The following is a 19382-nucleotide window of genomic DNA, read 5'->3' as shown; positions in this document are numbered from 1 at the left end:
GGTCCCTATCCTATTCGCCCGCCGCGGCGGGCCAGGCTGCTGCGATGGATGCACGGACGTCGCCCAGCAGCTGCGGCAGCGCCTTGGTCTTCGCGATGATCGGCAGGAAGTTCGCGTCCTGCCCCCACCGGGGCACGATGTGCTGGTGGAGGTGCTCGGCGATGCCGGCGCCCGCCACCTGCCCCTGGTTCATGCCGATGTTGTAGCCGTCGTTCCGGGATACCTCGCGGACGACGCGCATGGCGGTCTGCGTGAGGGAGCCGATCTCGGCGACCTCCTCCGGGCTCGCGAGGTCGTAGGTCGCGATGTGGCGGTACGGGCAGACGAGCAGGTGCCCGCTGTTGTAGGGGAAGAGGTTGAGGAGCACGTAGGCGTGCTCCCCCCGCGCCACGATGAGCGCGTCCTCGTCCGACATCGACGGCGCGATGCAGAACGGGCACTCGTCGCGGTCCGGCTGCTGGCCGTTCTGGATGTAGACCATCCGGTGCGGCGTCCACAGCCGCTGGAACTCGTCCGGGACGCCTGTCAGGTGGCCCGGCTCGTCGACCCGCGGGGCGCCCTGCTCCTCGTCTCCCCCGGGCTCGTGGTCCGACAGCGTCAGACGGGCCACGCGGTCACCACCTGCTCGCGACGGGCGATGGCGCCGGTGATCCTCTCGACGGCCTCCGCCACCGGGACGCCGTTCACCTGCGTGCCGTCGCGGAACCGGAAGCTCACGGACCCGGCCGCCCGGTCGTCCTCGCCCGCGATGAGCTGGTACGGCACGCGCGCCTTGGTGTGGGTGCGGATCTTCTTCGGCATCCGGTCGTCGGAGGTGTCCAGCTGGACGCGCACCCCCTCAGCGCGGAGCAGGTCGAGGACGCCGCCGAGGTACTCCTCGTAGTCCTCGGCGACGGGGATGCCGACGACCTGGACCGGCGACAGCCACACCGGGAACGCGCCGGCGTAGTGCTCGGTGAGCACGCCGAAGAACCGCTCGATCGAGCCGAAGAGCGCACGGTGGATCATCACGGGCTGCTTCCGCGTCCCGTCGTTCGCCGTGTACTCGAGGCCGAAGCGCTCCGGGAGGTTGAAGTCGAGCTGGATGGTGGACATCTGCCACGTGCGGCCGATGGCGTCGCGCGCCTGCACGGAGATCTTGGGGCCGTAGAACGCGGCGCCCGCGGGATCCGGCACGAGCTCGAGGCCCGTCTCGACCGCCACCTGGCGGAGCGTCTCCGTCGCCTCCTCCCAGACCTCGTCGGACCCGACGAACTTCTGCGGGTCCTTCGTGGACAGCTCCAGGTAGAAGTCGTCGAGGCCGTAGTCGCGCAAGAGCGACAGCACGAAGCCGAGCGTGGCCTTCAGCTCGTCGGCCATGCGCTCGCGGGTCGTGAAGATGTGGGCGTCGTCCTGCGTCATGCCGCGGACGCGGGTGAGCCCGTGGATCACGCCCGACTTCTCGTTGCGGTACACGGTGCCGAACTCGAACAGCCGGAGCGGCAGCTCCCGGTAGGAGCGCTGGCGCGACCGGTAGATGAGCACGTGCATGGGGCAGTTCATGGGCTTGAGGTAGTAGTCCGCGCCCTGGCGCGTGATCTCGCCCTCGTCGTTCCGCGCCTCGTCGAGGTGCATCGCGGGGAACATGCCGTCCTTGTAGAAGTCGAGGTGCCCGCTGGTCTCGAACAGGTTCGACTTGGTGATGTGCGGCGAGTAGACGAACTCGTAGCCGGCGTCCTCGTGGCGCCGGCGGGAGTAGTCCTCCATCTCGCGGCGGATGATGCCGCCCTTCGGGTGGAAGACGGCGAGGCCGGAGCCGATCTCGTCCGGGAACGAGAAGAGGTCGAGCTCGGCGCCGAGGCGGCGGTGGTCGCGCTTGAGCGCCTCCTCCATGCGGCCCTGGTAGGCGCGGAGCTCGTCCTTGGTGGGCCAGGCGGTGCCGTAGATGCGCTGCAGCTGCGGGTTCTTCTCGGAGCCGCGCCAGTAGGCGGCCGCGACGCGCGACAGGGCCCAGCCGTTGCCGACCATGCGCGTGCTCGGCAGGTGCGGACCGCGGCAGAGGTCGCGCCAGAGGACCTCGCCGGTCTTGCCGTCGACGTTCTCGTACACCGTCAGCTCAGCGCCGCCGACCTCGACCGACTCGCCGTCCTCGCCGAGCTCCTCGCTCGAGCCGCCCTTGAGGCCGATGAGCTCGAGCTTGAAGGGCTCGTCGGCCATGAGCTCGCGCGCCTCCTCCTCGGAGACCACGCGACGCGTGAAGCGCTGACCCTGCCGGATGATCCGCTCCATGCCCTTGGAGATCGCCTTCAGGTCCTCCGGCGTGAAGGGGGCGTCCACGTCGAAGTCGAAGTAGAAGCCGTCCGTGACGGGCGGGCCGATGCCGAGCTTGGCCGCCGGGTGGATCTGCTGCACGGCCTGCGCCATGACGTGCGCGGCGCTGTGGCGGAGGATGGCGAGCCCGTCGGGCGAGTCGATGCGGACCGGCTCGACGACGTCACCGGGGACGACCTCCGCGGCCAGGTCCCTCAGCTCCCCGCCGACGCGCATGGCGACGACCGCGCGGTCGGAGAACAGCGTGAAGCCGGTGCCGGCCTCGCTCGCCGTGACGGACGACGGCGCCTCGCGCGTCTCCGCGGGCGCGGCCTCGTCGTGGATCTCGGGCTGGGCGGCGTCTACCACTGCGGGCTCCTTGCGGGACGGGGAGGGAACGGCCTCAGACTACCGGCGCGCACGTCCAGCTCCTCGCGGGGCGACGGCGCACGCGGCGCGCGCCCAGGACGTCGCGAGCGACGAGACCGCGGCCAGGAGGCGGCCGACGATGCAAGAAGGCCCCGGTCTCCCGGGGCCTTCCGTTGGTGAGCGATACTGGGATCGAACCAGCGACCTCTTCCGTGTCAGGGAAGCGCGCTACCGCTGCGCCAATCGCTCATGCACTTGCTCGAGGTGGGGACGGGATTTGAACCCGCGTGGACGGCTTTGCAGGCCGCTGCCTCGCCTCTCGGCCACCCCACCACCGGTGGTTCCCACCTTGTGAAAGGGACCCCCTTCGGGGCCCCTGTTCGAGCGGATGACGAGATTCGAACTCGCGACCCTCACCTTGGCAAGGTGATGCGCTACCACTGCGCCACATCCGCATTTCGCTCGCTGCTCCCGGCTTCCCGGCAACCCTGCGTGCTCGATGACTCTAGCCGATGTCGTGACGCGGGTGCAAAACGAGCGCCGCCCGAGGTCGCGTCGACGCCCGTCCACGGGCCCGACGCCCCGTGTTCACGCGGATCCCCGACTGCGGACCCCGGAGGCGGGTCGGGCGTGTCGCGCGCTCGACGCACCTGCGTGCGCCCCTCCGGGAGGGCGTGACCGCGACGGCCCTCGCGGTATGGCATCATGGATCCGCACCGTCCGCGGTGCGAGCACGGGCGATTGGCGCAGTTGGTAGCGCGCTTCCTTCACACGGAAGAGGTCATCGGTTCGAGTCCGGTATCGCCCACCGAACACCTCCTCATCGGCCCCGCGTCGGCGTCCGCCGATCACGCACCGGATGCGCTCAGCGCAGCAGCTCCCTGGCCGTGCCCTCGTCGAGCACGATGTCCGTCACGAGGCCGGCCGCCAGGGCTCCGCGCACGCTCCGCGCCTTGGAGGCGCCGGCGACCACGCAGACGCGACGGGGCGCACGGCGGATGGTCGCGAGATCGGGACCGCTGGCGCGGGCGTTGATGGCGATGTCGGCGGACGAGCCGTCCTCGCGGAAGAACACGGTGGACACGTCTCCCACGACGCCGTCCGCGTCGAGGGCCCGCTGGTCCGAGCGCTCCAGGTAGCCGCCCGAGTAGACGTGGCTGGGGACGAGGGCCACCGGGGAGCCCACCCCGAACAGCACCATGTCCATGCGCTCCTGGAGCTCCAGGACGCGCTGGGTGCTCCGCTCGCGCCACAGCGCCTGCTTGGTGGCGGGGTCGTCGAAGAAGGCGGGCACCGGGAACTGCTGCACGGTCGCGCCGTAGGCGTGCCCGAAGCGCCGGAGGATCTCGCTGGCGTACATGATCCCGGTCGTCCGGACGTTGCCGGCCCCGTTGAGCTGGACCACCAGCGTGTTGTGGGTCGGCTTCGGCACGAGGTAGCGGCTCACCGCGCTCACGGTGGAGCCCCACGCGACCCCGACGACCATGTTGGAGTCGACGTACTGCGTGAGCATCCGTGCAGCCGAGAGCGCCACCCGGTCGACGCGGTCCACGTCGCTCGTCTGGTCCGGGACGGGCACCACGTGCGCGACGACGCCGAACCGGTCGTGCAGCTGCTCCCCCAGCACGGTGGCGAGGTCGAGCGGCGAGCGGATCTGGATGTCCACGAGCCCGGTCTCCCGGGCGAAGGACAGGAGCCGCGACACCGACGAGCGGCTGGTGCCGAGCTCCCGGGCGATGGCCTCCATGGTCAGGTCCTGCATGTAGTAGAGGTGCGCGGCGCGGAGAGCGTCCTGCGTGCGCTCGTGCGCGATCCCGTCGACCATGACGACATGCTTGCACATCCGTGCACGGGCTTCGCGTGATCCGTTCGCGGGAGGAGGATGGAGGCATCACAACGCGCACCACCCACGCACCGACCAGGAAGAAGCTCCTCGTGACCACGTCGAAGAAGACCGACCTGCGGGACAACGTCGCCCGCATCCACGACCGCCCGAGCGCGCAGGTGCTCGTCATCGGCGGCGGCATCAACGGCATCGCGACGTTCCGCGACCTCGCGCTGCAGGGCGTCGACGTCGTCCTCGTCGAGCGCGCCGACTACGGCTCCGGCGCGTCGGCGGCCAGCTCGCACATGATCCACGGCGGCATCCGCTACCTCGAGAACGGCGAGTTCCGCCTCGTCCGCGAGTCGGTCGAGGAGCGCAACGGCCTGATCCGCATCGCGCCCCACTACGTCAAGCCGCTGCAGACGACCATGCCGATCTTCTCGACGTTCTCCGGCATCCTCAACGCGCCGCTGCGCATGCTCACGCACAAGCAGCGCTCCACCAAGGAGCGCGGCGCCCTCCTCATCAGCGTCGGCATGACGCTGTACGACTCCTTCTCCCGCGACGGCGGCTCCGTGCCGCGCCACCGCTTCCGCGTCGGCAAGGCCGCCCGCGAGGACATGCCGGCCCTCAACAGGGACGTCAAGTTCACCGGCACCTACTACGACGCGTCCGTGCACGAGCCCGAGCGCCTGGCGCTCGACGTGCTCAAGGACGGCCTGGCCGCGGGCGAGCACGCCCGCAGCGCCAACTACCTCGAGGCCGTCGGCGTCGCCGAGGGCGGCGTCACGCTCCGCGACGTGATCTCCGGCACCGAGTTCGTCGTGAGGGCGGACGTGGTGGTCAACGCCTCGGGCCCCTGGACCGACCTCACCAACGGCGCGATGGGCGGCGACACGAGGTTCATGGGCGGCACGAAGGGCTCCCACATCGTCGTCGACAACGCCGAGCTCCTCGAGGCCACCAAGGGCCGCGAGATCTTCTTCGAGAACAACGACGGGCGCATCGTCCTCATCTACCCGCTCAAGGGCCGCGTGCTCATCGGCACCACCGACATCGACGCGGACCCCCGCGAGCCGGCCGTCTGCACCGAGGAGGAGGTCGACTACTTCTTCGACCTCGTCAAGCACGTCTTCCCGCAGATCGAGCTGAACCGCGACCACATCGTGTACCGCTACTCGGGGATCCGCCCGCTGCCGCGTCACGAGGACACCGCGCCCGGCTTCGTGTCGCGCGACTACCGGATCGTCGAGACCGAGATCGCCGGCCTGCCCGACACGAAGGTGCTGAGCCTCGTCGGCGGCAAGTGGACGACGTTCCGCGCCCTGTCCGCGCACCTCTCCACCGAGGCCACCACGCGCCTCGGCGTCGAGCGCTCGGTCGACACGACCGGCATGGCCATCGGCGGCGGCAAGGACTTCCCGTCCTCCAGCACGGCACGTGCGCGCTGGATCGCCACGCAGGCGGCACGCGCCGAGGGGATCGGCACCGAGCAGGTCGACCGCCTCCTGAACCGCTACGGGACGCGCGCCACCAGCGTCATCGACGTCCTGGCGGGCCAGCCCTCCACGCCGCTGTCGACCGACCCCCACCTCACGCGGGCCGAGATCGCGTACTTCGCGACGCACGAGGACGCCGTGCACCTGTCCGACGTCGTGCTCCGGCGCACCAACCTCGCCTTCGTCGGCGGGGTGACCCACGAGATGCTCGCGGAGATCGCGGACGTCCTGCAGGAGGCGCTCGGCTGGAGCGCCGGCGAGCGCGACGCCGAGATCCAGGACACGGTGGACGTGCTGCGGACGTACCACGGGGTCGACGTCGGCGCGACGAAGGTCGCCGCCGACGCCACCGTCACGGAGTTCGCGAACTAGCGTCGTCGCTCGCGGATCCGTCCGCACCGGAGGCCGGTCGCCATCTGGCGGCCGGCCTCCCGTCGTCGGTGCCCGCCATGTGCCTCGGCGTACCGTCGCCGGACGTCGGCGGAGGCTGTCAGGGGACGGGGCTACCTTCGGCCCATGACCCATCCCCGGCTCGACGAGATCCCCCTCACCACGCTCCAGGGCGAGAGCACCACGTTCGGCGCCTACGCCGACAAGGTCGTGCTCGTCGTCAACGTCGCCTCGCGCTGCGGCCTCGCGCCCCAGTACGAGAAGCTCGAGCAGCTGCAGCGGAAGTACGGGGAGCGCGGCTTCACCGTCATCGGCTTCCCCAGCAACCAGTTCCTCCAGGAGCTCGGATCCGCCGAGGCCATCGACGAGTACTGCTCCACGACGTGGGGCGTGACCTTCCCGATGATGGAGAAGGCGAAGGTCAACGGCCGATCCGCCCACCCCGTGTACGCCGAGCTCACGAAGACGCCGGACGCGGACGGCAAGGCCGGTCGCGTGAAGTGGAACTTCGAGAAGTTCGTCGTGACGCCCTCGGGCGCGGTGCACCGCTTCCGCCCGACCGTCGAGCCGGACGCGCCGGAGATCGTCGCGCTCATCGAGGCCGAGCTGCCGGCCTGACGCCGACTCCGGTCCGGAGCGGCTCTCCCGCTCGTCCGCGTCAGCGGCGTCGGGCGATCAGTCCGGCCAGGTACGACGCCTGCCCCGCGTGCTGCAGGTCGTCCGAGAGCACGCTGACCAGCCGGGCGCCCAGCGTGACCGGCGGCGTCCACGCCTCGTCGACGACGCGGCCGAGCTCCGGGTCGTCGAGTCCGGCGAGGTACGCCAGCGTCGCCGACTGCACGGCCTCGAGGTAGCCGAGGAGGAGGTCGGCGGTGATCCCGGACAGCGCCGCGACGTCATCCGGCGTCTGCCCGTAGCCCGTGGCCGACTCGGCGAACGGGAGGGCGAATCGATCCGCCCACCCGTCCGCGGTCCATGTCTGCGCCGTCCCGGCCACGTCCGCGACCTGGGCGTCCTGCACCCGGGCGAGGTGCCAGACGAGCCAGCCCACGGTGTTCGCCTCGGGGTCCGGACGGAACGCGAGGTCCTCGGCGTCGAGCCCCTCGACCGCGTCGCGCACGAGGTCGGCGATCCGCCCGTAGGCGTCCACGAGCAGGTCGGTGGCGGGGGTCATGGGGTCTCCTCGGATCGGGCTGCGCGTCCGGCGGATCCGACAGCGCCCCTCCATCCTGCTCCCGGTCGCCGTGGGAGGCTCGGGGCATGACGCGCCTCTCCCCTGCCGCCCCGTGGGCGATCCCGGACGACGACGCCTGGTGCCCGTGCACCGCCGGGGACCCGTACGGGGCCTGCTGCGGTCCGCTGCACCGCGGGACGACGCGGGCACCGACGGCCGAGCGGCTGATGCGGTCGCGGTTCTCGGCGTACGCGCTCGGCGACGCGGCGTACCTCGCGCGGAGCTGGCACCCCTCGACCCGACCGGAGGACCTCGATCTCGACCGGTCCCTCCGGTGGTACCGCCTCACGATCCACCGCACCTCGCTGGGCGGACCCGACGACGCGACGGGGGTCGTGGAGTTCACGGCGGCCTTCCGCGCCGACGGCGAGCGGGGCAGCCAGAGGGAGGCGAGCCGCTTCGTCCGGCACGCGGGCGGCTGGGTCTACCTCGACGGGAGCTGACAGCGGAGCGTCAGGAGGACCGGAGCCGGGTGCTCACGCCTCCCCGAATCCCGACGAGATGAGCTCCACGAGCGCGGTGACGGCCTCCTCGGCGTCGTCGCCCGTCGCCTCGATGACGACATGGGCGCCCCGCGTGAGCCCGAGGGCCATGACGCCGAGCAGCGAGGCCGCGTTCTGGCCGTTGACGGTGACGGCGGAGGAGAACCCGGATGCGCGTGTCACGAAGTCGGCCGCTGGCCGGGCGTGCAGCCCGTCGCGGTTGACGAGGACCGCCTCGCCGCGGACCGTGCCCGCGGTCGTGGCGTCGCCGCCGTCCCCGTGATCCGGGGCGAGCCCGGCATCCGGGTCCTGCGCGGGGTCGGCGCCCGCGGCGGAGGCGGCCGCAGCCACGACCTCCTCGAGCGAGCCCCCGGTCTGGGCGGCCACGGCCGCGGCGACGGCGCCCTCCACCAGCGGGGCCCGCACGACGACCACGCGCGCCGCGGCGTCCTCGTCGAGCAGCTCCACGGCGGTCTCGGCCGTGAGGTACGCGGAGCCGAGGTCGGCGAGGACGACGACGCCGTCGCCGCCCTCCGCCTCGGCCAGCGCCGCGGTCACCACGTCGAAGCTGGTCCCGATGCCGGCGTCGGCGAGCGTGCCGTCCCCCGATCCGCCGGCCGGCACGAGGGCCACGGTCGGCGCCATCTGCCGTGCGAGGTCGACCAGGCCGCGCGCGATGAGCGCGCTGTGGGACACGAGGACGAGTCCGACGGTCACGATGCGGACCCGTCGCCGTCGCGGGCGGCATCGGCCGCGGCCCGGAGGATCAGCGCGGAGGACTGCGCACCCGGATCGCGGTGGCCGACGGCCCTCTCGCCCAGGTACGAGGCGCGTCCCTTGCGGGCGACGAGGGGCTCGGTCGACTCCGCACCGCGCGCGGCGGCGGCTGCCGCGGCCTCGAGGGCCTCGGCGGGCCCGGATCCGCCGTCGGCGGCAGCCCGGGCGGCCTCGGCCGCGGGACCCCACGCGTCCACCATGGTCTTGTCGCCGCGCTCGGCCTTGCCCCGCAGCACGATGCCACCGAGCGCCGCCTCGAGCAGGTCCGCGACGGCCCCCGCGTCGAGGTCGACGCGTCCCGCGACGGCGCCGGAGGCCTTGAGGTACGCCGTGCCGAGCAGCGGGCCGGACGCACCCCCGACCGTGGAGATGAGCGTGGTCGCGACGGTCTTCAGGACGTCGGCCGGGCTGGCATCGACGGCGAGGCCCGGGAGCTTCTCCGCGACCGCGCTGAAGCCGCGATCCAGGTTCTCGCCGTGGTCGCCGTCGCCGATCTCGCGGTCGAGGGTGATGAGCTCACCCCGCTGGTCGGCCACGACGCGCGCGGCCTCCGCGGTCCAGGCCACGACCCATCCGGTCCCGAGTGCCATCAGCTACCTCCCCCACCGCAGCGCGGCGGTCTGCACGGGCGAGTCCCACAGGTCGATGAGCTCGTCGTCGAGCTGCAGCACCGTCAGGGACAGGCCCTCCATGTCGAGGGCCGTGACGAAGTCTCCCACGAGGCGGCGGACGACAGTCAGGCCGGCCTCCTCCAGCACGGCGGCGGCGCGGCGGTACGCGATGTAGAGCTCGGAGAGGGGTGTGGCGCCCATCCCGTTCACGAGGAGCAGGACGCTGCTCCCGGCGGGCGCGGCGAGGTCCTCGAGGACCGGGTCGAGGAGGCGGTCCACGATCGCGTCCACGGGCTCGAGCGGGAGCTTCACGCGCCCCGGCTCGCCGTGGATCCCGATGCCGATCTCCATCTCGTCGTCCTCGAGCGCGAAGCTGGGCTCGCCGGCGTGCGGGACCGTGCAGGCGCGGATAGCGACGCCCATGGTCCGCACCTGCCGGACCACCCGCTCGGCGACGGCGGCGACCGCGTCCAGGTCGTCCCCGCGCTCGGCGGCCGCGCCGGCGAGGCGCTCCACGAGCACGGTGCCGGCGACGCCACGGCGACCGGCCGTGTAGAGGGAGTCGGTGACCGCGACGTCGTCGTCCACCACCACCGTCCGGACCTGCACGCCCTCCGCCTCGGCGAGCTCGGCCGCGGTCTCGAAGTTGAGGACGTCGCCCGTGTAGTTCTTCACGATGTGCAGCACGCCCGCTCCGGCGTCGACCGCGAGCGTGGCGGCCACGACGGGATCGGGGGTCGGGCTGGTGAAGACCGGTCCGGGGACGGCGGCGTCGAGCATGCCGTGCCCGACGAAGCCGGCGTGCAGCGGCTCGTGACCGCTGCCGCCTCCGCTGACGAGCGCGACGCGGCCCGGTCGGGTCGGCTCCGCGCGGCGGACGTACAGCGGCTCCGTGCTCAGGGCGACGAGGTCGGGGTGGGCGGCGGCGAAGCCCGCGACGGACTCCTCGGCCACCGCCCTGGGGTCGTTGATCAGCTTCTTCACGGCCGGCTCCTCGCGGGTCTCGGGCGGCGGACGGCAGCCGCGCATCCGAGCCGGATCGAGGACAGGACTCGGTCGGCGGCGACTCGGGTGTCCCGCCAACATACGCCCGCGCGCGGGCTGTCCGACAGCCCCGGCCCGACCCTCCCGCAGGGGCAGGGATCCGCATGGCCACGCGGAGCGCAGCGGCAGGATCGGCGGCGTCCCCGGGACTAGATTGGTCGGACCGCGACGACGCGGCAGAGGCCGCCCCGCCTCGACGAACGATGGGAGCACCACGCAGTGGATCTTGGAGTCATATTCCTCTCGGAGACGGTGGGCACAGCCCTCCTGGTCCTCCTCGGATGCGGAGTCGTGGCCAACGTCGCGCTCGTCAAGTCGAAGGGGCTGGCCGGCGGCACCCTGATGGTCAACTTCGGCTGGGGCCTCGCGGTCTTCGCCGGTGTCACCGTCTCGTACGCGTCCGGCGCGCACCTCAACCCGGCCGTCACCCTGGGCCTCCTGTCCGCGGGGAAGATCGAGGACGTCGCGAGCGTGCCCGTCTACATCCTCGCCCAGATGGTCGGTGCCATCATCGGCGCCGTCTTCTGCTGGCTCGCCTACAAGCAGCACTTCGACGAGGAGCCCGACGCGGCCACCAAGCTCGGCGTGTTCTCGACGGGTCCGTCCATCCGCAACTACGGCTGGAACCTCGTCACGGAGATCATCGGCACGTTCGTGCTCGTCATCGTGATCCTCGGCTTCAGCCTCGCGAACAACCCGGACGCCGACGCGTCCACCCCCGCCGGCCTCTCGGCCCTCGGCGCCATCCCCGTCGCCCTCCTCGTGGTCGGCATCGGCGCGTCCCTCGGCGGGCCGACCGGCTACGCCATCAACCCCGCCCGCGACCTCGGCCCCCGCATCGCGCACGCGTTCCTGCCCATCAAGGGCAAGGGCGCCAGCGACTGGTCCTACGCCTGGGTCCCGGTCGTCGGTCCCGCCATCGGCGGCGTCCTCGCCGGCCTCGCGTCCTACGCGCTGCTCCCCATCCTCTAGAACCCTCGACCCACAAGGAGAGACCACATGAGCGAGAAGTACATCGTCGCCATCGACCAGGGCACCACCAGCACGCGGGCCATCGTCTTCGACCACAGCGGATCCATCGTGTCCACCGGCCAGCTCGAGCACGAGCAGATCTTCCCCCGTGCCGGCTGGGTCGAGCACGACCCCATGGAGATCTGGCGCAACACGCGCGAGGTCATCGGACAGGCCCTGTCCAAGGCCGACATCACGCGCCACGACGTCGAGGCCGTGGGCATCACCAACCAGCGCGAGACCGCCGTCGTGTGGGACCGCACCACCGGCAAGCCCGTGTACAACGCCATCGTCTGGCAGGACACCCGCACGCAGAAGATCGTCGACCGCCTCGCGGCCGACGGCGGCGTCGAGCGCTTCAAGCCCACCGTCGGGCTGCCGCTCGCCACCTACTTCTCGGGCACCAAGATCGTCTGGATCCTCGAGAACGTCGACGGGGCGCGCGAGAAGGCCGAGGCCGGCGACCTGATGTTCGGCACGACCGACACCTGGGTCCTCTGGAACCTCACGGGCGGCACCGACGGCGGCGTGCACGTCACCGACGTCACCAACGCCTCCCGCACGCTGTTCATGGACCTCGAGACCCTGCAGTGGGACGACGAGATCCTCAAGGCGTTCGACGTCCCGCGCTCGATGCTCCCCGAGATCAAGAGCTCCTCCGAGGTCTACGGCGTGGTCGAGTCCTCGAGCCTCCTCCGCGAGGTGCCCATCGCGGGCATCCTGGGCGACCAGCAGGCGGCCACCTTCGGCCAGGCGGCGTTCGACCAGGGCGAGTCGAAGAACACCTACGGCACCGGCAACTTCCTCATCTTCAACACCGGCACCGACATCATCCACTCGCAGAACGGCCTCCTCACGACGCTCGGCTACAAGCTGGGCGACGCGGAGCCGCACTACGCGCTCGAGGGCTCCATCGCCGTCACCGGCTCGCTCGTGCAGTGGATGCGGGACAACCTCGGCCTCGTGTCGAGCGCCGCGGAGATCGAGACGCTCGCTGCCACGGTCGAGGACAACGGCGGCGTGTACTTCGTCCCCGCGTTCTCCGGCCTGTTCGCGCCGTACTGGCGCTCGGACGCGCGCGGTGCCCTCGTGGGCCTCACGCGCTACGTCAACAAGGGCCACATCGCCCGCGCCGCACTGGAGGCCACCGCCTTCCAGACGCGCGAGGTGCTGGACGCGGTCAACGCCGACTCCGGCGTCGACCTGACCGAGCTGAAGGTCGACGGCGGCATGATCGCCAACAACCTGCTGATGCAGTTCCAGGCGGACATCCTCGGCGTCCCCGTCGTCCGCCCCGTCGTCGCGGAGACCACCGCGCTCGGCGCCGCGTACGCGGCCGGCCTCGCCGTCGGGTTCTGGAAGGACCTCGACGACCTCCGCCAGAACTGGCAGGAGGACAGCCGCTGGACGCCCGACATGGACGACGCCGAGCGCGAGCGCCAGCTGCGCCTCTGGAAGAAGGCCGTCACCAAGACCTTCGACTGGGTCGACGACGACGTGCAGTAGACCGCACCCGATCGGACCGCACGCCCCGCCTCCTCGTGAGGCGGGGCGTGCGTCGTCGTGGGCAGCGCTGCGCGGGCGTGCCGGCTCCTACAGGAGCGTGGGCTGCCCGTCGGGGGCCGGAGCGTCATCGAGCGGGGCGACGAGGTCGGGGCCGTCGTTCCGGACGCTGTTCACCCGTCGGGAGACGAGGCGGGGCACGAGGCGCGGCTCCGGGAGGGACGCCAGGAGGTGGCGGACGTCGTCGACGGCGTCCGTCCCCGCGTCGAGCCAGTCGTCCAGCCGGTCCCGGGGGACGATCACCGGCGTCCGGTCGTGGATGTGCCCGAGCGCGTCGCTCGCGGCGGACGTGATGATGGCGAGGCTCCGCAGCCATGCGCCCGGCTCCCCGTCGGGGACCGCGGGATCGCGCCAGTGCTCGTACACGGCCGCGAAGGCCAGGGGCCGATCGTCCTCCCCGTGCAGGTACACGGGCTGCTTGCCGTCCGACGTCGCCTGCCACTCGTAGTAGCCGTCGGCCGGGACGACCGCGCGGCGCGTGAGGACCGCACGGCGGAACGTCGGCTTCTCCGTCACCGTCTCGATGCGCGCGTTGATGAGCGGCGCACCCTGCACGGACTTCGCCCACGGCGGCACGATCCCCCACCTCGCGGCGGTCAGCACGCGACGCACGGGGGCGTCCGCCTCGCCGCGCGGCCGACGGTCCGCGACCATCCTCACGGTCGTGGTCGGCGCCACGTTCCACGACGGCGCCGGGTCCTCGCCCTCGACGTCGTCCACGGACCAGTCGCCGACGAGGTCACCCGTCGCGCGCGCCACCACGAATCTCCCGCACATGCCACCAGTATCCGCCGCACGCCCGTCGGCACGGGAGCGCGGGAGAGCCGCGACCCGATCAGGCGCGCGTCGCGGCGGCCCACTCCTCGAGCTTCGCGGCGGCACGGCCGGAGTCCACGGCATCGGCTGCGACCGCCAGCTTCTCCCGCAGCCGGCGCGCCATGGGCTGCTGCACGCGCGTGGGGTCGTCCATGAGGTCGAACGCCTCGAGCCCGGCCGCCGCGTTCAGGAGGACGACGTCCCGCTGCGGCCCGCGCTCGCCGGCGAGGACGCGCCGGATGACGGTCGCGTTCTGCTCCGGGCCCTCCCCGAGGAGCGCCTCGATGGGCGCGCGCGGGATGCCGAGCTCGAGCGGGTCGAGGTCGTGCTCCGTCACCGCTCCCCGGCTCACCTCCCAGATGTGGCTGTGGCCGGTGGTGGTCAGCTTGTCGATGCCGTCGTCCCCGCGGTAGACGAGGGCGGTCGCGCCGCGAGTGCGGAACACGCCCACCATGAGGGGCACGCGCGAGAGGTCCGCGACCCCGACCGCGGACGCCTCGGGACGCGCCGGGTTGCACAGCGGCCCGAGGACGTTGAAGAGCGTCGAGATGCCGAGCTCGCTCCGCGTGGCCGACGCGTGCCGGAAGCCCGGGTGGAACAGGGCGGCGTGCGCGTACGTGATGCCGGTCTCGCGGAGCACCTCGGCCACCCGCGTCGGGCTGATCGTGAGGTCGACGCCGAGTGCCGTCAGCACGTCCGACGCTCCCGAGGAGCTGCTCGCGGCCCGGTTGCCGTGCTTGATCACGGGCACGCCGACGGACGCCGCGATCACGGACGCCACCGAGGAGATGTTGAGGACGGCGCCGTAAGGGTCCCCTCCCGTGCCCACGATGTCGAGCGCGCGGGGATCCGCGTCGAGCGGCACCGCATCCTCGAGCACCGCGTCGCGGAAGCCGACGATCTCGTCGACCGTCTCCCCGGAGGCCCGCAGGGCCACCAGGAGCCCGCCCAGCTGGGCGGATGTGGCCTCCCCGCGCATCACCTGGCGCATGGCCCAGGTGGACTCCGCGACGGAGAGGTGGCGGCCCTCGATCAGGGTCGTGATGAGGGCGGGCCAGGTGGGGGCGGAGGGCATGCGGATCAGCCTAACGAGAGGCTGGACGCGATCTCACGGGCGGCCGGGGTGGGCGTCGGCGTCGTCCGCCTGGGACATAATGGAACCTGTGACGACGACCTCAATCTCCCCAGCATCTACCGCGCCGGTGGTGAACCGACCGAACACGGTCGCCGTCGGCACCATCGTGTGGCTCGGAAGCGAGGTGATGTTCTTCGCGGGTCTCTTCGCGATCTACTTCACCCTGCGATCGACGTCCGGCGCCCTCTGGGAGTTCGAGGCGGGCCGCTTGAACGTGCCCTTCTCCCTCGTGAACACGCTCATCCTCGTGTCGAGCTCGTTCACCTGCCAGTTCGGCGTCTTCGCCGCGGAGCGCCTCCAGGCCCGCGCCACGGGCTGGAAGCCGAGCCAGTGGGGCACGGTCGAGTGGTTCTTCCTCACCTACGCCCTCGGCGCCATCTTCGTCGTCGGCCAGATCTTCGAGTACGCGACCCTCGTCACCGAGGGCATCACGCTCGGCAGCAACGCCTACGGCTCGGCGTTCTACATGACCACGGGCTTCCACGGCCTCCACGTCACCGGCGGCCTGATCGCCTTCCTCCTCGTCATCGGGCGCATCTACGCGGTCCGGTCGATGGGGCACCGGGAGGCCACCAGCGCCATCGTCGTGTCGTACTACTGGCACTTCGTCGACGTCGTCTGGATCGGGCTCTTCCTGGTCATCTACGTCCTCAAATAGCACCGAGCGGGAGCATCGAACACAGCATGAGCACCACGAAAGCACGCGCCCGTCGCACCGGTCGCCGCAGCCCCCTGACCACTGTCGCCCTCCTCGCCATCGGCCTGCTCTTCACGGGCGGCGCCTACGCGTTGATCCAGACGGGCACCGCGTCGGCCGAGGTCGACCTCAAGTCCGCGCAGACGATCGAGGAGGGCCAGAAGCTCTTCGGGTCCAACTGCGCCACCTGCCACGGCGTGGACGCGACCGGCACCGGCGTCGCCCCCAGCCTCATCGGCGTGGGCGCGGCGTCCGTCGACTTCCAGGTCGGCACCGGTCGCATGCCGCTGCAGGCCACCACGGTCCAGGCCGAGGAGAAGCCCACGCAGTTCACGGACACGCAGGTGAAGGAGCTCGCGGCCTACGTCGCGTCCCTGGCCCCCGGTCCCGCCATCCCGGACAGCCAGTACCTCGACGGTGAAGGGGACGCGGCCAACGGCGCCGAGCTCTTCCGCATCAACTGCGCGATGTGCCACAACGTGGCTGCAGCGGGCGGCGCCCTCACCGAGGGCAAGTTCGCCCCGAGCCTGGAGGGCGTGGCTCCCGTGCACGTCTACGAGGCCATGGTCACCGGCCCGCAGAACATGCCGGTCTTCAACGACACCAACATCACCCCCGAGGACAAGCGCGACATCATCACGTCGCTGCAGTACATCGAGGAGAACAGCACCGTCGGCGGCGCGAACCTCGGCGGGCTCGGCCCGGTCTCCGAGGGGCTCTTCATGTGGATCTTCGGCCTCGGCGGCATCGTCGCCCTGACCGTGTGGCTCACGGCCCGGTCCAACTGACGCCCGCATCGATGACCTGCACCAGAACACCAGAGAGGCACGCACATGGCACACGACGATAAGGACGAGTCGGGCGTCGTCCCCGCGGGCTACGACGCCGGCGAGCTCGAGCCAGCCGGCCGTGACGTCGTGCTCGCCGGCGGGACCGCCGTCGCCACGCGCGACGCCTTCCAGAACCCGGGCTTCCCGGAGCACCGCCTCCGCGTCACCGACAAGGACCCGAAGAAGGCGAAGACGGCGGAGCGCGTCGTCTACACGTGGTTCTACCTGTCGATCGTCGGCAGCGTCTTCGCGATCGGCGCGTACTTCGGCTTCCCGATCTACGCGGACGACCCGGGCAGCGTGCGCCTCAACAACCTGTTCCTCGGCATCGGCATCGCGCTCGCGCTCCTGAGCCTCGGGATCGGCGCGATCCACTGGTCGAAGGCGCTCATGAGCGACCACGAGCTGATCGACGAGCGGCACCCGCAGGGCGGCTCGCCCGCCACGCAGGCCCGCGCCGTCGAGATCTTCGCCCAGGCGAACGAGGAGTCGGGCTTCGGTCGTCGCTCGCTCATCCGCAACAGCCTCATCGGCGCCCTCGTCGCCTTCCCGCTGCCGGCCGTGGTCCTCTTCCGCGACCTGTACCCGGGAAGCGCGGAGGAGCCCGCCTCCGCCCTCAGCCACACGCTGTGGAAGAAGGGCGAGGTCCTCACCCGCGACCCCTCCGGAACGCCCATCAAGGCCTCGGACGTCACCATCGGCTCCGCCTTCCACGTCATCCCGGCCTCCCTCATGGAGCTCGAGGAGGGCAAGCTCGAGGAGAAGGCGAAGGCCGCGGTGCTCCTCATGCGCCTGCGCCCCGAGGACCTCATCGAGTCCCCGGAGCGCAAGGGCTGGTCCTACGACGGGATCGTCGCCTACTCCAAGGTCTGCACGCACGTGGGTTGCCCGGTGGCGCTCTACGAGCAGCAGACCCACCACCTGCTCTGCCCCTGCCACCAGTCCCAGTTCGACGTGACCAACCACTGCGAGGTCATCTTCGGACCGGCCAAGCGGCCCCTGCCGCAGCTGCCCATCGCCGTCAACGACGAGGGCTACCTCATTGCACAGAGTGATTTCACCGAGCCCGTAGGGGCGAGTTTCTGGGAGCGTCGTGGTGACTACAACAGCTGATCCGACCACGACGGGTGCCGCTGCACCCGCCGCCAAGAGCGGGGGCGGCCTCACCGCCGCCGCCGCGACCTACCTCGACGAGCGCACCAGCGTCAGCGTCGCCGTCAAGGAGTTCGGGCGGAAGATCTTCCCGGACCACTGGTCCTTCATGCTCGGCGAGGTGGCGCTCTACAGCTTCGTCGTCATCCTGCTGACGGGCTCGTGGCTGACCTTCTTCTACGACCCGTCGATGGCGGAGACGCACTACGAGGGCTCGTACGCGCCCCTCAAGGGCGTCGAGATGTCCGTGGCAATGTCGTCGTCGCTCGACATCTCGTTCGACATCCGCGGCGGCCTGCTCATGCGGCAGATCCACCACTGGGCTGCCCTGCTGTTCGTGGCGTCCATCGGGCTGCACATGCTCCGCATCTACTTCACGGGTGCGTTCCGCAAGCCCCGCGAGCTCAACTGGTTCATCGGCTTCGTCCTCTTCATCCTCGCGATGGCCGAGGGCTTCACGGGCTACTCGCTCCCCGACGACCTGCTCTCCGGCAACGGCCTGCGCATCATCGACGGCATGGTGAAGGGCATCCCGGTCATCGGCACCTGGATCTCGTTCCTCCTGTTCGGCGGGGAGTTCCCCGGGACGGCGATCATCCCGAGGCTCTACACGCTCCACATCCTGCTGCTCCCCGCGATCCTCGTGGCGTTCCTGGCGCTCCACCTCCTCTTCGTGGTCGTGCACAAGCACACCCAGTTCGCCGGCCCCGGCCGCACGAACGAGAACGTGGTCGGCGTGCCCGTGCTCCCCACCTTCGCGGCGAAGGCCGGTGGGTTCTTCTTCGTGGTCTTCGGCGTGATCGTGGTCATGGCCTCGTTCTTCACGATCAACCCGATCTGGAACTACGGCCCCTACGACCCGTCCCCGGTGTCGGCGGGTACCCAGCCGGACTGGTACATCGGCTTCGCGGACGGCGCCCTGCGCCTCGTTCCGCCGGGACTCGAGTTCGTGCTGTTCGACCACACGTTCTCGTTCAACATCATCCTGCCGATCACGGTCCTGGGCCTGTTCATCGTGCTCGTCGCTCTCTACCCCTTCATCGAGGCGTGGATCACCGGCGACAAGCGCGAGCACCACATCCTCGACCGCCCGCGCAACGCTCCCACGCGCACCGCCATCGGCGCCGCGGGTGTCACGTTCTACGCGGTCCTCTGGTCCGCTGCGAGCTCCGACCTCATCGCCACGCACTTCAAGGTGTCGATGGAGGGCGTCATCCACACGCTGCAGGCGCTCCTGATCCTCGGACCGGTCATCGCCTACCAGGTCGCGAAGCGCATCTGCCTGGCGCTCATGAAGAAGGACCGCGAGATCGCCCTCCACGGCGTCGAGTCGGGCCGGATCGTGAAGCTGCCCGGTGGCGAGTTCATCGAGGTCCACGAGCAGCTCGACGAGTACGAGCGCTGGCGCCTCGTGAGCTACGACGACTACAAGCCGCTCATGATCCGCCCGGACAGCCGTGGACGCATCACGGTCAACCAGCGGGCCCGTGCGGCACTGTCGAAGTGGTTCTTTGAGGACCGGATCTCCCCGGTCACCACGAAGGACGTCGAGCGCAGCCACGGCGACCACCACTAGCAGCAGCCCCTCGCGCTGATGCGCGGCGCACGAGAGCCGGTCCGGCGATGCTGGGCCGGCTCTCGTGCGTCCACCCCTCCGA

The 19382-nt window shown here is 71.1% G+C and carries 18 protein-coding genes and 4 tRNA genes; 10 read left to right on the top strand and 12 right to left on the bottom strand.

The genetic code is table 11. The annotated features are described in order from the left end of the window. Positions 1-10: 10 nt before the first annotated feature. The 5 genes from AC07VC_RS04580 to AC07VC_RS04560 form a co-directional block, all read right to left on the bottom strand. Positions 11-595: an HIT family protein gene (locus AC07VC_RS04580; protein ID WP_317228711.1), complete on the bottom strand. Its 585-nt coding sequence runs from the start codon at positions 593-595 to the stop codon at positions 11-13. Positions 596-597: 2 nt separating this feature from the next. After that, positions 598-2658 carry a threonine--tRNA ligase gene (gene thrS / locus AC07VC_RS04575; RefSeq protein WP_494676008.1) on the bottom strand — a complete coding sequence of 687 codons (2061 nt, stop codon included), beginning with the start codon at positions 2656-2658 and terminating at the stop codon, positions 598-600. Positions 2659-2832: 174 nt separating this feature from the next. Next, positions 2833-2907: transfer RNA gene (locus AC07VC_RS04570), tRNA-Val, on the bottom strand. Between the two features lie 13 nt (positions 2908-2920). Continuing rightward, positions 2921-2991: transfer RNA gene (locus AC07VC_RS04565), tRNA-Cys, on the bottom strand. Between the two features lie 50 nt (positions 2992-3041). Beyond that, positions 3042-3113: transfer RNA gene (locus tag AC07VC_RS04560), tRNA-Gly, on the bottom strand. 280 nt (positions 3114-3393) lie between these two features. Between AC07VC_RS04560 and AC07VC_RS04555 the strand changes: the two genes are divergently transcribed. Continuing rightward, a tRNA-Val gene (locus AC07VC_RS04555) sits at positions 3394-3466 on the top strand. A gap of 57 nt (positions 3467-3523) precedes the next feature. On the opposite strand, the gene AC07VC_RS04550 is transcribed toward AC07VC_RS04555, so the two are convergent. Next, entirely contained in the window at positions 3524-4483 is a 960-nt protein-coding gene (locus AC07VC_RS04550) for a sugar-binding transcriptional regulator (protein WP_094116044.1), read from the bottom strand. Between the two features lie 110 nt (positions 4484-4593). On the opposite strand from AC07VC_RS04550, the gene AC07VC_RS04545 reads away from it, so the two are divergent. Then, positions 4594-6354, top strand: coding sequence for a glycerol-3-phosphate dehydrogenase/oxidase (locus AC07VC_RS04545; protein ID WP_494676009.1), 1761 nt, complete (start codon positions 4594-4596; stop codon positions 6352-6354). Positions 6355-6498: 144 nt separating this feature from the next. Then, positions 6499-6990, top strand: a complete 492-nt coding sequence (locus tag AC07VC_RS04540) for a glutathione peroxidase (protein WP_094116045.1) — start codon at positions 6499-6501, stop codon at positions 6988-6990. A 40-nt stretch (positions 6991-7030) separates the two neighbouring features. On the opposite strand, the gene AC07VC_RS04535 is transcribed toward AC07VC_RS04540, so the two are convergent. Further along, on the bottom strand, positions 7031-7546 hold the full coding sequence (locus AC07VC_RS04535) for a mycothiol transferase (RefSeq protein WP_317228683.1): 516 nt from the start codon (positions 7544-7546) through the stop codon (positions 7031-7033). An 86-nt stretch (positions 7547-7632) separates the two neighbouring features. Here AC07VC_RS04535 and AC07VC_RS04530 point away from each other — a divergent pair, with 86 nt between their 5' ends. Continuing rightward, on the top strand, positions 7633-8049 hold the full coding sequence (locus AC07VC_RS04530; RefSeq protein WP_494676010.1) for a YchJ family protein: 417 nt from the start codon (positions 7633-7635) through the stop codon (positions 8047-8049). Between the two features lie 33 nt (positions 8050-8082). On the opposite strand, the gene dhaM is transcribed toward AC07VC_RS04530, so the two are convergent. From dhaM to dhaK, 3 genes are read right to left on the bottom strand one after another with little or no spacing between them, the layout of a single operon-like run. Beyond that, a complete protein-coding gene (gene dhaM, locus AC07VC_RS04525; protein WP_494676011.1) occupies positions 8083-8805 on the bottom strand; it encodes a dihydroxyacetone kinase phosphoryl donor subunit DhaM in 723 nt (240 codons plus the stop codon). Beyond that, entirely contained in the window at positions 8802-9455 is a 654-nt protein-coding gene (dhaL, locus tag AC07VC_RS04520) for a dihydroxyacetone kinase subunit DhaL (protein ID WP_494676012.1), read from the bottom strand. Before dhaL ends, dhaM begins: the two co-directional genes overlap by 4 nt. Positions 9456-9458: 3 nt before the next feature. Further along, positions 9459-10460 carry a dihydroxyacetone kinase subunit DhaK gene (dhaK, locus tag AC07VC_RS04515; protein ID WP_494676013.1) on the bottom strand — a complete coding sequence of 334 codons (1002 nt, stop codon included), beginning with the start codon at positions 10458-10460 and terminating at the stop codon, positions 9459-9461. 279 nt (positions 10461-10739) lie between these two features. Between dhaK and AC07VC_RS04510 the strand changes: the two genes are divergently transcribed. Both AC07VC_RS04510 and glpK read left to right on the top strand, forming a co-directional pair. Then, positions 10740-11492: an MIP/aquaporin family protein gene (locus AC07VC_RS04510; protein WP_317228688.1), complete on the top strand. Its 753-nt coding sequence runs from the start codon at positions 10740-10742 to the stop codon at positions 11490-11492. A gap of 27 nt (positions 11493-11519) precedes the next feature. Continuing rightward, complete coding sequence (glpK, locus tag AC07VC_RS04505; RefSeq protein ID WP_317228689.1) at positions 11520-13037, top strand: glycerol kinase GlpK; 1518 nt, start codon at positions 11520-11522, stop codon at positions 13035-13037. Between the two features lie 87 nt (positions 13038-13124). On the opposite strand, the gene AC07VC_RS04500 is transcribed toward glpK, so the two are convergent. Further along, positions 13125-13871, bottom strand: coding sequence for an SOS response-associated peptidase (locus AC07VC_RS04500; RefSeq protein ID WP_494676014.1), 747 nt, complete (start codon positions 13869-13871; stop codon positions 13125-13127). 58 nt (positions 13872-13929) lie between these two features. Next, positions 13930-14985: an anthranilate phosphoribosyltransferase gene (gene trpD / locus AC07VC_RS04495; protein WP_317228691.1), complete on the bottom strand. Its 1056-nt coding sequence runs from the start codon at positions 14983-14985 to the stop codon at positions 13930-13932. Between the two features lie 79 nt (positions 14986-15064). On the opposite strand from trpD, the gene ctaE reads away from it, so the two are divergent. Genes ctaE through qcrB form a run of 4 tightly spaced genes read left to right on the top strand, consistent with a single transcriptional unit; the run spans position 15065 to position 19300 of the window. Further along, entirely contained in the window at positions 15065-15703 is a 639-nt protein-coding gene (gene ctaE / locus AC07VC_RS04490) for an aa3-type cytochrome oxidase subunit III (RefSeq protein WP_494676015.1), read from the top strand. A gap of 26 nt (positions 15704-15729) precedes the next feature. After that, positions 15730-16530, top strand: coding sequence for a cytochrome bc1 complex diheme cytochrome c subunit (gene qcrC, locus AC07VC_RS04485; protein WP_317228693.1), 801 nt, complete (start codon positions 15730-15732; stop codon positions 16528-16530). A 45-nt stretch (positions 16531-16575) separates the two neighbouring features. Then, on the top strand, positions 16576-17685 hold the full coding sequence (gene qcrA, locus AC07VC_RS04480; RefSeq protein ID WP_317228694.1) for a cytochrome bc1 complex Rieske iron-sulfur subunit: 1110 nt from the start codon (positions 16576-16578) through the stop codon (positions 17683-17685). Beyond that, the gene (gene qcrB, locus AC07VC_RS04475) at positions 17669-19300 is read left to right on the top strand and encodes a cytochrome bc1 complex cytochrome b subunit (protein WP_317228695.1); all 1632 of its coding nucleotides are present in this window, start codon (positions 17669-17671) and stop codon (positions 19298-19300) included. The genes qcrA and qcrB overlap by 17 nt, the downstream gene beginning before the upstream one ends. Positions 19301-19382: the final 82 nt, after the last annotated feature.

This window comes from Clavibacter sp. GW821-FHT01D01 (genome assembly GCF_059422605.1).
The sequence above is the reverse complement of the archived record's forward strand: the minus strand, read 5'-3'. Positions and strand labels throughout refer to the sequence as shown.